This is a genomic window from Corynebacterium sp. HMSC036D03 (genome assembly GCF_001836185.1).
GTDB lineage: Bacteria > Actinomycetota > Actinomycetes > Mycobacteriales > Mycobacteriaceae > Corynebacterium > Corynebacterium simulans.
Genome location: NZ_KV827708.1, coordinates 49,025 through 61,061, shown reverse-complemented (window position 1 = coordinate 61,061; position 12,037 = coordinate 49,025). Strand labels below are relative to the sequence as shown.

10 protein-coding genes and 2 tRNA genes are annotated in these 12,037 nt (G+C 59.6%); 4 read left to right on the top strand and 8 right to left on the bottom strand.

The genetic code is table 11. The features are described from left to right. Positions 1 to 16 precede the first annotated feature (16 nt). Positions 17 to 90, bottom strand: a tRNA-Pro gene (locus HMPREF2692_RS00290). A gap of 560 nt (positions 91 to 650) precedes the next feature. Further along, positions 651 to 725: transfer RNA gene (locus tag HMPREF2692_RS00285), tRNA-Gly, on the bottom strand. A 149-nt stretch (positions 726 to 874) separates the two neighbouring features. On the opposite strand from HMPREF2692_RS00285, the gene HMPREF2692_RS00280 reads away from it, so the two are divergent. Further along, positions 875 to 1,672 (top strand): hypothetical protein, encoded by a 798-nt coding sequence (locus HMPREF2692_RS00280; protein WP_062043531.1) that lies wholly within the window; start codon positions 875 to 877, stop codon positions 1,670 to 1,672. Positions 1,673 to 1,805: 133 nt separating this feature from the next. Continuing rightward, entirely contained in the window at positions 1,806 to 2,639 is an 834-nt protein-coding gene (locus tag HMPREF2692_RS00275) for an aldo/keto reductase (protein WP_062043528.1), read from the top strand. Positions 2,640 to 2,772: 133 nt separating this feature from the next. Here the strand turns inward: HMPREF2692_RS00275 and HMPREF2692_RS00270 are convergent, their stop codons facing one another. Next, positions 2,773 to 3,246 carry a ribose-5-phosphate isomerase gene (locus HMPREF2692_RS00270; protein ID WP_070822377.1) on the bottom strand — a complete coding sequence of 158 codons (474 nt, stop codon included), beginning with the start codon at positions 3,244 to 3,246 and terminating at the stop codon, positions 2,773 to 2,775. 125 nt (positions 3,247 to 3,371) lie between these two features. Between HMPREF2692_RS00270 and HMPREF2692_RS00265 the strand changes: the two genes are divergently transcribed. Next, positions 3,372 to 4,073, top strand: coding sequence for a hypothetical protein (locus tag HMPREF2692_RS00265; protein ID WP_061924188.1), 702 nt, complete (start codon positions 3,372 to 3,374; stop codon positions 4,071 to 4,073). A gap of 20 nt (positions 4,074 to 4,093) precedes the next feature. Here the strand turns inward: HMPREF2692_RS00265 and HMPREF2692_RS00260 are convergent, their stop codons facing one another. Next, the gene (locus HMPREF2692_RS00260) at positions 4,094 to 4,717 is read right to left on the bottom strand and encodes a mycothiol-dependent nitroreductase Rv2466c family protein (protein ID WP_061924191.1); all 624 of its coding nucleotides are present in this window, start codon (positions 4,715 to 4,717) and stop codon (positions 4,094 to 4,096) included. A 107-nt stretch (positions 4,718 to 4,824) separates the two neighbouring features. Here HMPREF2692_RS00260 and pepN point away from each other — a divergent pair, with 107 nt between their 5' ends. Next, the gene (gene pepN / locus HMPREF2692_RS00255) at positions 4,825 to 7,380 is read left to right on the top strand and encodes an aminopeptidase N (protein WP_062043525.1); all 2,556 of its coding nucleotides are present in this window, start codon (positions 4,825 to 4,827) and stop codon (positions 7,378 to 7,380) included. 12 nt (positions 7,381 to 7,392) lie between these two features. Here pepN and HMPREF2692_RS00250 read toward each other — a convergent pair whose 3' ends face one another. From HMPREF2692_RS00250 to HMPREF2692_RS00235, 4 genes are all read right to left on the bottom strand, one after another. Beyond that, positions 7,393 to 8,148, bottom strand: a complete 756-nt coding sequence (locus HMPREF2692_RS00250) for a GntR family transcriptional regulator (protein ID WP_235591074.1) — start codon at positions 8,146 to 8,148, stop codon at positions 7,393 to 7,395. Between the two features lie 154 nt (positions 8,149 to 8,302). After that, positions 8,303 to 9,004, bottom strand: a complete 702-nt coding sequence (locus HMPREF2692_RS00245) for an SDR family oxidoreductase (RefSeq protein WP_061924200.1) — start codon at positions 9,002 to 9,004, stop codon at positions 8,303 to 8,305. A 50-nt stretch (positions 9,005 to 9,054) separates the two neighbouring features. After that, the gene (locus tag HMPREF2692_RS00240; RefSeq protein ID WP_061924203.1) at positions 9,055 to 10,281 is read right to left on the bottom strand and encodes an alkylhydroperoxidase domain protein; all 1,227 of its coding nucleotides are present in this window, start codon (positions 10,279 to 10,281) and stop codon (positions 9,055 to 9,057) included. A 79-nt stretch (positions 10,282 to 10,360) separates the two neighbouring features. Further along, positions 10,361 to 12,031 (bottom strand): dipeptide ABC transporter ATP-binding protein, encoded by a 1,671-nt coding sequence (locus HMPREF2692_RS00235; RefSeq protein ID WP_061924205.1) that lies wholly within the window; start codon positions 12,029 to 12,031, stop codon positions 10,361 to 10,363. Between the last annotated feature and the right edge of the window lie 6 nt (positions 12,032 to 12,037).

Genomic DNA, 12,037 nt, shown 5'->3' with positions numbered 1-12,037 from the left:
CCCAGACCCCCATACGTCGGGGCGACAGGATTTGAACCTGCGACCCCCTGCTCCCAAAGCAGGTGCGCTACCAAACTGCGCCACGCCCCGTATGTAGGCCTCCACGATCTTCTAAAACATGTCATGCTTTTCGCCGTGGGTGCGTTGCATACTCGAAATAGTGTAGCGGCATATCTCCAAATGACCTAACACCGACCCCCACTTAAGAGCATTTCCGCAGGTTAACAGCTATGAATTTCCTCCCCGTCGCAACGGCCAATTACGCAAAGTTAACGCCTTCAAGCGTGAGTTTTAGCGCTTGTTTTGCGGCGCCATTCCACTGCATCGGCAACGTCTCCGCAGCCTGTTCAGCGAAGCCCCACAACATCGCACTGTGGGACGTGGGCCTTGCCCCTAAACCAGATGGTGAGGTCGCCCATTCCTAGATGGTGAGGTCACGCCGTCAATTCTGCGCCTGGTGATAACGGCTGTGACTGGAGTCTACTGACCTCACCTTTTAGACCTCACCATGTAGGTTTGTCACCTCACCATTTGGGGTTTCGGCCAAACAAGCACGCTTTATGGGCTTTTCCCTGGATTTGATCGCAAGGTGGAAAACGACAAATCTCGAGCCAACATTTGCATGAAACGTTGACTCGAGATTTAAAAATTGGAGGGAATGACGGGAATCGAACCCGCGTCTTCAGCTTGGAAGGCTGAGGTATTAGCCACTATACGACATTCCCACAGTCCGACATCTAGCGATGTTTGACGTGCGAACCACTTTAGCGCACTTGCCGGCAGAAAATAAAACCGGCCCGTCAACGTGGGGAACTAACTAGGCTTGGAAGGCGTTCAACGTGTGTTGCCCATCAAGATTTGGAAGTGAGTTTTCTTGACACCAATTATCCTGCTTATTGCCGTCGGCGGCGGCGCCGCCTACTTTGCTTCGCGCGGACAGAAGAAAAGGCGCGAAGAGCTTGAAGCGCAGCGCTTCGAGGACGCATTGGCAGATGCCCGCCGCTGGACTGAGCGCCTGGGTGGTCAGGTCATGCAGATTTCCGGCACCGACGCTGCTTCCACACAAGCCATGGCAGATGCTTCCGAGCGTTTCACCGCAGCCAATGCCGCGATTTCCCGCGCCAACACCGTCAAGCAGGCGAATCTGGCGCGCGAATCCGCGCTAGAGGGCATGCACTATGTCAACGCAGCGCGCGAAATCATGGGCATGGATGCAGGTCCAGAGCTCCCACCGTTGGAGGGCCAGCGCCAGGCTGGCAAGGTCACTGAAAAGCGCACAGTTGAGGCAGACGGCCAGACGATTACCGCTTCGCCTTATGCATCCAGCGAGACGCCGAACTACTACCCCGGCGGCGTGGTTGCAGGCCGCCCGGTTCCGGCTGGTTGGTACTCCCGCCCATGGTGGGCCGACGCACTGAGCACCGGCGTATGGATGATGGGCTACTCCATGATGTTCAATGCCATGTTCAGCGGCATGTCCGGCATTGGCTACTCGGCAGCAGCTGCCGAAAGCGGCGACTGGGGCGGCGACCAGGGCGGTGGTGAATTAGGCGGTGGTGACATCGCCGGAAACACGGGCGGTGACGGCGAAGATGGCGGCGGATTCTTCGACGGCCTCTTCGACGGCGGCGATGGCGACGACGGTCTCTTTGACTTCGATTTCGATTTCTAGTTCTCGCCCCCACACTGGGCGCCCAGCAACAGCACCACCCGAGCAATAATTAATACGTAAATTTTTGTGGCTATTTTGTACCGCTGAGCTTGGCTTCTGCTAAGTTGTTCACTCGCAACGTAGTCTGGGAACCATGTCTGTACCAATGATGAAACTCCACGACGGTAACGAAATCCCACAGCTTGGCTTCGGCGTCTTCAAGGTCAATCCAGAAAAGACCGAAGAGCTCGTCGCTGAAGCCCTACGCGTGGGCTATCGCCACATCGATACCGCTGCCGTTTATGGCAACGAGGAGGGCGTAGGCCGCGCCATCGCTAACTCCGATATTCCGCGCGAGGAGCTATTTATTACCACCAAGCTGTGGAATGACAGCCAGACCAACGTCGCAGAGGCCCTCGATGAGTCTCTGAAGAAGCTAGGCCTCGCCTACGTCGACCTTTATCTCATCCACTGGCCATGCCCTGAAAACGGCAACTACGTCGAGGCATGGAAGCAGATGATTGAGCTGCAAAAGGCCGGCAAGGTCAAATCCATCGGCGTTTCCAACTTCGAGCTCGAGCACTTAGAGCAGCTGGAAACCCACACCTCTGTTACCCCGGTGGTCAACCAGGTTGAGCTGCACCCGTACCTACAGCGCTGGCGCGAATTGGACGCTTTCCGTGCACACGGCGTCAAGATTGAGGCGTGGGGCCCACTCGGCCAAGGCCAGACAGACCTTTTCGAGATTGATGAGGTTACCGAGCCTGCCAAGAAATATGGGGTCTCCCCTGCGCAGGTCATCATCCGCTGGCACCTGCAAAATGACGTCATCTTGTTCCCGAAGTCCGCGAACCCAGAGCGTATTGCGGAAAACTTCGACGTCTTTGGCTTTGAGCTAACCGAGGATGAGATGGCTGCCATCACGGATCTGGATCTTGGTGAGGAAGGCCGCGGCGGCCCGCACCCGAACGAGTTCAACGCTAGCTAAGCAGCGCGAGTCAGCTTAGCTAGGCATCTAAAAAGCGCCTTCATCTCCCCTTGTCCCCCCACATCGAGTGGGCGGGCGAAGAGAAGGGAAGGCGCTTTTAGCAGTTTTGGTACTTTAAGGCTCCTAGAAGACTCTAAGCCTCAGACAGCTCCGGGGGAATCTCAGTGCGCTCGTACTCAGCCAGGATGTCGATGCGGCGCTGGTGGCGATCAGCTGCGGACCACTCCTGCTCGAGGAAGGCATCCACGATGGCCAGCGCTTCTTCTTCAGAGTGCATGCGGCCGCCGATACCGATCAGCTGAGCGTTGTTGTGCTCGCGAGCCAAGCGGGCGGTTTCTGGGGACCAGGCCAGCGCGCAACGCGCGCCCTTTACCTTGTTGGCTGCAATCTGCTCACCGTTGCCGGAACCACCGAGCACGATACCCAAGGAACCGGGATCGTTAACGGTACGCAGTGCCGCCTCAATGCAAAAAGCTGGGTAATCATCCTCAGCGTCGTAAACGTGTGCGCCACAATCGATGACGTCGTGGCCCTGCTTCTTCAGGTGTTCAACGATGACGTTCTTCATCTCGAACCCTGCGTGGTCTGCTCCTAAATAAACGCGCATGCCCCAAATCCTACAGCTTTGCCCAATCTGGCGTTGCTATGATCGGCGTTCCCCGTATTCATCCCCCGTATTAACGCTGAATCCCTCACAGCATGGCTCGCAACGTCTTAGAAAGGAGACTGGAAATGAACGAACGTTTTGGTGCACGGCTGTGCCTCGGCCTCTTTGTGGCCAGCCTGCTGTTGCTGCCAATCTTTCCGCTCTTCCTGCCTCCTTTCGTCGGACCCGTCGTCGGCACTGCTTTCGTCACGCTCGCGCACATCATCCTGGGCCTTTTCTATTATTTCCGGCCAACACGAGACCTGCGAGTAGGCCTTTGCGCACTCCTCGGCGCGGCTTCCTGGGCCACCTGCGTGTGGTGCTACTGGGAGGAATACAGCGCACAGATGTCGCTGCCCAACATCAATATCGCGGGCCTTATCGCACCAATTGCAACGCTGCTCACGATTCTTTTCCTCTCCTCGGATAGCCTCAAGTTCGGCTCCACATCCCGCAGCGGGAAGCGATATTTTGCCGTCGGAGTTGCCTTCACGGTGTTGGTCTTGGTCGAGGTGCTGTGGACCTTCCTGTTCCAAGAACAACTTGCAGAACCGGCCATGTCGCCTGATATGGCCTCCTTGGTAACGGTCATCATCCTGCGCGCCGCACCAGTCATTCTCACCGTGGTTACCTGGGCCATCGCGCTTTCCACCCAAGACAAAAAGCCCCGGCGCCTGCTGATTGGCGCCGGAGCTTTGGCCCTGCTGAGCTTTTTCATCCCGTTTGTCACGGCATTTTCAGCAGTATTTGCTTTCGCGGCATGGGCTAACACCCGCGTCAAGCATTAAGTTCGGGGTGCTAGCCCAAGTTACTTCTGGCTCACCTGCGGCATTTCGGTGCGGGTGCGCTTTAGTTCAAAAAAGTATGGGTACTGCGCAAGGCGGACGGAAGCATCAAAGATTTCGCCGGCTTCCTCACCTTCTGGCACGCGGGTGATTACCGGGCCGAAGAATGCGGTATCGCCGAGCTTGACCACTGGGGTTCCTACTTCATCGCCGACCTCGTTGATGGCGGCATTGTGGAACTCGCGCAGCTTATCGTCAACGTCCTCTGTGTTTGCCACCTCGGCGTAATCTGCCGGCAAGCCGACCTCTTCCAGCGCCTGCGCAATGATTTCATCATAAGCGCCGAAGCCTTTCTTGCCGCCCTGCTCCTGGCCGTGGATGAAATTGCCCATCGCGGTGTAATAGGCATCGACCTTTTCAGGGGCCGCGACGGCGATCTTCGTGGCGACGCGGGCCGGGCCCCAATTTGCCTTCATCATTTCCATGTAATCCGGGTCCAAATCGCGGCCGTCGTTAAGCACGGAAAGCGACATTGGCACGAAGGTGACCTCGATATCGCGGACCTTTTCTACTTCCTTGATCCAACGGGAGGTGGCCCAAGCAAACGGGCAGCTGCAATCGAACCAAAACTTCACAGACTCAGCCATGTGGACTCCTTTTATACAAATTCATTGCTAACTGGCCCTTCCCACCCTACGGGCACGACTAGGGTGGATGCAGAAACTCAATTGCTACAAGGAGGAGTAATTAGCCTATGACCTCGATTAACCTCACTCGCGAAGAGGCCACGCGCCGCTCACAGATGATCGACGTTTCCCACTACGACGTCCACCTAGACCTTGTTGGTTCCAAAGTTAATTCCGAAACGCATTTCATCTCCACGACTACCGTGACCTTCCGCGCCAAGCAGGCTGGCTCCACGTTCATCGATCTGCGCGGCGAGGAACTGCTAGAGGTTCGCTTGAACGGCGCTCCCCTGCCCGCCAAGGCTTATGAGGCCGAGTACGGAATCCCGCTGTCCGGGCTGCAGGTAGCAGATTATGAGCTCAAGGTTGTAGCCAAGATTCCTTATTCTCACACCGGTGAGGGCCTGCACCGCTTCGTCGATCCAGCAGACAGCAAGGTTTACCTCTACACCCAGTTTGAAACTGCCGATGCCAAGCGCGTCTTCGCTTGCTTCGACCAGCCAAACATGAAGGCCACTTATTCGCTGGCTTTCGACGCCCCGGCAGACTGGACAATCATCACCAATGGCCCCACCACCGTCGCGCCAATCGAGGGCAAGGCTGATGCCCAAACCTGGTCCACGGAGATTGATTACCCGCTTTCTACCTACCTGATTGCCCTGTGCGCCGGCCCCTACTTCGAGGTCACCGATACCTGGAACGGCGAACTGACTGAGCACCCAGAAGGCAATGCCGCTGAGAAGGTTTCCGTCCCGCTGGGGGTCTACTGCCGCGCCTCCCTAGCAGAGCACCTCGACGCAGAGCGCATCCTTACTGAAACCAAGCAGGGCTTCGACTTCTACCACCGTAACTTCGGCTTTGCTTATCCCTTTGGCAAGTATGACCAGATCTTCGTGCCGGAGTTCAACGCCGGCGCTATGGAGAACGCTGGCTGCGTGACCATCCGCGACGAGTACGTCTTTAGCTCCAAGGCCACCCACTACAAGTACGAGCGCCGCGCTGACACCATTCTCCACGAGCTGGCGCATATGTGGTTTGGTGACTTGGTCACCATGGAATGGTGGGATGACCTGTGGCTCAACGAGTCCTTCGCCACCTGGTCCGCCGCCATCTCCCAGGCTGAGGAAACCCAGTACGACACCGCATGGGTCACCTTCGCCAACGTGGAAAAGTCCTGGGCTTATCAGCAGGATCAGCTGCCCACCACGCACCCGATTTCCACCGATGCCTCCGACATCGAGACCGTGGAGCAGAACTTCGACGGCATCACCTACGCTAAGGGCGCTTCCGTGCTCAAGCAGCTGCAGGCCTATGTGGGCCGCGAAAACTTCTTTGCCGGCGTGCGCCGCCATTTCAAGGCGCATGCTTTCTCTAATGCCACCTTCGACGATCTACTCGCTTCACTCGCCGAGTCCAGTGGCCGCGACTTAAGCTTCTGGGCTAAGCAGTGGCTCAAGACCACCGGCATCAACACGTTTGCAGTTGAGCTAGACACTGACGACGCCGGGGTCATCACCACCGCACAGCTGGTCCAGCGTGGCGAGACGCTGCGCACCCACCGCGCAGGCGTGGGCATCTACAACTTGGTAGACGGCAAGGCCGTTCGCACCGATCGCATCGAGATGGATATCGACGGCGAGTCCACCGATATTCCGCAGCTTGTAGGCCGCAAGGAACAAGACATTGACTTCCTGCTGCCAAACGACGATGATCTGACTTACGCGCTCATCGAGCTGGATTCCAAGTCGCTGGAATTCATGGTCGAAAACATCGACAAGTTCGCCGACCCAATGGCGCGCACTCTGTGCTGGTCCGCAGCATGGGAGATGACCCGCGGCGGCACCATGCGCGCCCGCGACTTCGTGGCGCTCGTAGCGCGCGGCGCGGCGGCAGAGACCGAGCTGGCGGTGCTCGAGCGCATCGTGCAGCAGGCGGCTTCGGCGCAATCCAACTACGCGGACCCAGCGTGGGCCAAGGAGTCGACGCTGCTTGCCGACGCCCTGCTCGCCGGCACGCAGGACGAAGACCCAGAGCGTTCCATCGTCTTCGCGCAGGCGCTGGCCAAGATTCGCCTGACCGAAGGCACCCGCGCCTTCCTGCAGGATGTTCTGGACTCCTCCGATGACGAGGGCCTGCGTTGGTACGCAATCGCAGCGCTGGCTGCCGACGGCGCGCTTGACAATGTCCCGGCTGCCATCGATGCGCAGTTGGCGCGCGATAACTCCGCGACCGGCCACCAAGCCGCAGTGCGTGCGCGCGCCGCGGTCAACACCGCGGAGAACAAGCGCGCGGTGTGGGAAGAAATTGTCGAGGGCAAGCTGACCAACCGCGAGCTGACTTCGAAGCTAGAGGGCCTTACCTACCCCGGCGCTGACGAGCTGTTGCCGACTTCCGAGTTCTTCGATGTGGCAGAAAAGATTTGGGCTTCCCAGTCCACCGAGATCGGACTGACCTCCGTGACTGGTCTGTTCCCTTCCTGGGCTATCTCGCAGCAGAGCTTGGATGAGGCTGATGCCTTCCTGCAGCGCGACCTAGCCGGCGGCCTGCGCCGTGCGGTTACCGAGCAGCGCGACCGTATGGCTCGTGCGCTGCGCAATCGTGCGGTAGATGCGCAGGAAGTATAAGAGGCACGCTAATTAGTCGAGGTGAGGGACCTGTCCGGGTGATGGGTCCTCGCCGACGATAACCTCCACGTTGGCGATATCGGAGCGCAAAGTTTCCTCACTTATCGCCATAACGGCGCCATCGGACTGCTTGATGACGCGGCTAAAGCGCAGCAATGGGTGCGAACGGCCCACGCCGAGCAGTTTTTGCTCCTCTGCTCGGGCGGTAGCGGCCACGATGCTCTCGCGCTTGTGCGCCATTTTTAGACCACAGCTTTCTAAGGTCTCCAGCAAAGGCTGGTGGAGATCGCGCTCATCAAGGTCCGGAACCAACTGCACAGGGATGGTGTACTTCGAGACGCTGATCGGGGCGTCATCCACGTAGTGCACGCCCTTGAGTTCCCACACGAGCGTGCCCTCTTCTACTCCGAAAGTCGCCGCCATATGGGAGAGCACTTCTGCCTTGTGCAACGCTACTACTTCAACGCGCGTCAGGAATCCACGATCCCGCAGCTGCAGCAGAATGCCTTCATGGCTAGTCAGGTTAAGTGTGGGCGGGATGGCGCGCACAAAGGTGCCACCGGTGCGGCCGCGTTTGCGATCAATTAAGCCCTCAATCTGCAAGATGTCCAACGCGTGGCGCACGGTCATGCGGGCAACGTTGTATTCCTGGACCAGTTCGCGTTCAGTGGGGAAACGCTCGCCTGGCTTGAGTTGCTGGGTTTCGATCTTGCAGCGCAGCGAATCCGCGATCACCAAATAGGCAGGGCGGCGGCTTGAAGTAGTCACAATTTCAGAAGTCTACAGCGCAGCCGAGCTTTCGCATCTCGAGCAGATGTGAATTAGGGCGAGGAAAGGCACCACCGTGGCGCACATCCCCCGCCCGAGCGTTAACTACAAATTTGCTTCGGTTTTAAACCAGTTTTCTAGCTAGTTCTTGCAACTATCCTTTGAGGTTCTTGCGTTGCGCAAGCTCCACGCGCGGGCGCACGCGGATCTCGGTGAGCTGGGTGGTAGAGCCTGCATCCACCGCAGCGCGGATTGCATTGGCCACCTCGACGGGCGCGATGACGTGCGCTGGGTCGTAGTCCTGCAGGCCCTGCAGCATTGGGGTATCGGTAGGGCCTGGGGCCACGGTGGAAACGCGGATACCGAGCTCGGAAAGGCGCAGGCCGTCGGCAAGCGCGTAAAGCGCATGCTTGGTCGCGGCATAGATGACATTGTCGCCGTAGCTGTGGATACCGGCACCAGAGTTGATGAAGACCACGAGGCCTTCCCCATCAGCCGCGCGCAACTGCGGCAGCAGGCGGCGGCTTAGTTCAGCGGGAACGTGGACGTTTAAGTCCATCTGTGCCTGCCAGTCCTGCGGGCGTGCGGACTCGACGGAGTGCTTATCGGCGCGAGCTGCCGCGTGTACCAGAACGTCGACGCGGTCGAGGGCCTGCAGCGGCTCTGGCAGCGCGGTTTCGGGGTCAAGAAGCTCCAGCAAGTCGAGCGCTACCGGGGTGATGTTCGCGGCTTCCGGCAGCTCCTCGGCGCGGCGGCCCAGCGCATAGACGTGATGGTCGCGCGCGAGGTCCTCAATGATCTCGCGGCCCATGCCGCCGGTAGCGCCGGTTACTACTGCGATCTTGGTATTTGCCATGATTTACTCGCCTTCCTAACTATGTTTGCGCTTATTTAGGTTTCCCGATTCTAGCGATAACGCTTCGGCACATCCGGCGCGCCGAGGGTAAGCATGAGGCGGTTGGCCCAGTTGAAGAAGGACGCAGAGTTGATGAGGTCAATGATTGCCAGGTCATCGAAGCCCACGCTGCGCAGCTTGGCCACGCATCCGGAGTTGAAGCTGAAGGGCGAACGCGTCAGCTCACGCGCGGCGTCGCGAATCACGCCCCATGCATCGCTTCCCAAATCGGCGTCGAGGCCTTCGAAAAGCAGCCTATCGATGGCCGCGGCATCGCCGCCCTCATCCTTGGAACGCTGCTGGTGCACCGAGGCGCAGAACTCGCAGCCGTTGAATCGGGAAACCACGGTGGCGGCCAGCTCGCGCTCGGCACGGCCCAAGCCGCCGTCGGTGTTGTAGAAGATATCCAAGTCCGTGAGCGTACGGGCCTTCAGCGCCGCAGCATCGCGGGCCAGCAGGCGGAAGTACTCGGAGTCGATGCGCTCCGGGCGGATGAGTGCATCGATCTGCTCTTGGGTGAACTCCTCCTTGGCCAACGGTGTAAGCCACGGCTTCCAGCCCAGCGAGTGGGCAACAAAGCCCTGCGGAGCGTGGGTCTCTGGGTTAAGCGTGTGCTCGTGCAGCTGCCAGCCTGGGTCGGAAGCGCCCTCAATACGGGTGGTCTCGGGGGCGGTGGATTCATCGCCGCCCAAGACCTTCAGCCCGTGGATGACGCGCAGCTGGAAGGAAAGGAATGCGATGAGCTGGGACAGGCTCACGATGTCATCCTCAGACCAACCGGCAGCCTGCAGGTGGCCGATGGCCTCGGCGGAAGCGTCCTTAGGGTGGAATGCCAAAAGATGTGCAAAATCGAAGGCCGCGGCCAAGCGCTCGTCTAGGCCGGCAATCTCACCGAAGGTGATAAAGCCTGCGCCCTCGCCCGAAATATCGGCCGGTGCGGCATAAGGACCAGAAGTAGTGCCGTGCTCAATGGCGGCCTGGACGGCGCCCTGCAGAGTCTCCGTGGCCTCATCAGCAAGCAGGTCCCCATAGAACTCGCCGGCGCTTTTAGCCTGGTAAATGCCGCTCAAGAAAGCCGCCACGGCATAGCGCTGCGCATAGCTAAAGGTGCCGGGCTCCTCTGGCTCCAGCAGGGCTTGGAAGGAAAGCTGCGCATTCGCCAAAGCATCGGGCCGGCGTGCGCGCAGCTGCACTAGCTCCGGGCTTGCCCCGGCTAGTTGGTTGATGATGTCTGCCATGAAACTTCCTTTCCTTGTTTTAAGGTTTTAGGCTCTTAAGGTTTTTAAGGCCTTACCCGCCGCGTAGGAGCGGCGGTGCTTACAGCCCTAGGTTTAAGTCCCCGGCGCGATAACGCTGGCCGGGGATGGCGTCGATTAGCGTGCGCGTGAACTCGGAGCGCGGGTTCGCAAATACCTCAGCGGTCCGGCCCGACTCTACCTGCTTGCCATGGGAGAGCACCGAGACCGTATCGGAGATCTGGTTGACCACGGCGAGGTCGTGGGAGATGAAGACATAGCTCAACTGCAGTTCATTTTGCAGCTGCGCCAGCAGGCGCAGGATCTGCGCCTGGACGGTCACGTCGAGGGCGGAGACTGCCTCGTCAAGCACCACCAACTCCGGTTCCACGATCATGGCGCGGGCAATGGCCACGCGCTGGCGCTGGCCGCCGGACAGCTCGCGCGGGCGGCGGTCATAGTGCTGTGGGTCGAGCGCGACGAGCTCCAGGAACTCCTGCGCGCGGGCCTTAGCCTTGGACTTGCTAGCGCCCGCGAGGTTGCGCAGCGGCTCAGCGATGGCGTTACCGATGCTCTGGCGTGGGTCCAGGGAGGAATACGGGTTCTGGTAAACGAGCTGGACGGACTTACGCGCCTCACGCAGCGCCTTGCCCTTCAGCTTGGTCAGCTCGGTGGTACTACCAGCTGCATCCAGCAGTTCGATAGAGCCCGAGGTCGGCGAATTGAACAAAGAAATGGAGCGTCCCGTGGTGGTTTTTCCGGAGCCAGACTCGCCCACCAGCGCGTGGGTGGTTCCTTTCGCCACGTCGAAACTCACGCCATCCAAAGCCACGAAGTCGCCGTAGCGCTGGGTGAGGTCGCGGACCTTGAGCACGGTTTCAGCAACGGGTTCCTTGCTGGCAGGCTGCGCCACGCGCGAAGAGTGCGGGGCCTCGGCTACAGAAAGCGACGGGGCGTCGGCAAGCAGGCGGCGTGAGTAGGCATGCTGCGGGTCGGTGAGCACGCGCGCGGCCTGCCCGGACTCGCGAACTTGGCCCTTTTCCATGACGACGATGCGGTTCGCGCGGTCACCTGCCACGGCGAGATCGTGGGTGATGAACAAGATGCCCACGCCGGTCTCCTGGCGCATTTCATCAAGCAGGTCCAAGATGACCTTCTGCACCGTCACGTCGAGTGCCGAAGTCGGCTCGTCGGCAATGATGAGTTCTGGCTCCAGTGCCACCGCCGCCGCGATGAGCACGCGCTGCTTCATGCCGCCGGAGAGTTCGTGCGGGTACTGGCTATAGCGGCGCGCAGGTTCGTCGATGCCCACTTTCTCCAGCAGCTTAATCGCGCGCTGCTGGCGGCTAGCGGCGCTGCCGATGCCGTGGATGGCCATGCCTTCCTCGATGGATGCACCAATGGTCTTGAGCGGATTCAGCGAGTTGTTGGGATCCTGCGGGATGAGCCCGATTGCGCGCCCGCGCAGCTTGCGCCACTGCGCATTGGTGTAATCGGTGACATTGGTGCCCTTGAAGGCGATCGTTCCGGCGTCGACCTGCGCGTTGGGCGCGAGTAGGCCGATGGCGGCCATGGCGGAGGTGGACTTGCCGGAGCCGGACTCACCCACGATGGCAGTGATCTCCCCTGGGTGGACTTCGAGGCTAACGCCCTGCACGGCTGGGACTTCGCCCGCGGCCGTGGTGTAGGAGACATTCAAGTCACGGATGGTAAGCAAAGGATTATTCTGTGCAGCCTTGTCTTTAACTGTCATTGTTTT

Excerpts from the sequence above, each read along its gene's own strand:
- HMPREF2692_RS00275 (WP_062043528.1), top strand. The coding sequence starts at position 1,806 with ATGTCTGTACCAATGATGAAACTCCACGACGGTAACGAAATCCCACAG.
- HMPREF2692_RS00270 (WP_070822377.1), bottom strand. The coding sequence starts at position 3,246 with ATGCGCGTTTATTTAGGAGCAGACCACGCAGGGTTCGAGATGAAGAAC.
- HMPREF2692_RS00265 (WP_061924188.1), top strand. The coding sequence starts at position 3,372 with ATGAACGAACGTTTTGGTGCACGGCTGTGCCTCGGCCTCTTTGTGGCC.
- HMPREF2692_RS00260 (WP_061924191.1), bottom strand. The coding sequence starts at position 4,717 with ATGGCTGAGTCTGTGAAGTTTTGGTTCGATTGCAGCTGCCCGTTTGCT.
- pepN (WP_062043525.1), top strand. The coding sequence starts at position 4,825 with ATGACCTCGATTAACCTCACTCGCGAAGAGGCCACGCGCCGCTCACAG.
- HMPREF2692_RS00245 (WP_061924200.1), bottom strand. The coding sequence starts at position 9,004 with ATGGCAAATACCAAGATCGCAGTAGTAACCGGCGCTACCGGCGGCATG.
- HMPREF2692_RS00240 (WP_061924203.1), bottom strand. The coding sequence starts at position 10,281 with ATGGCAGACATCATCAACCAACTAGCCGGGGCAAGCCCGGAGCTAGTG.
- HMPREF2692_RS00235 (WP_061924205.1), bottom strand. The coding sequence starts at position 12,031 with ATGACAGTTAAAGACAAGGCTGCACAGAATAATCCTTTGCTTACCATC.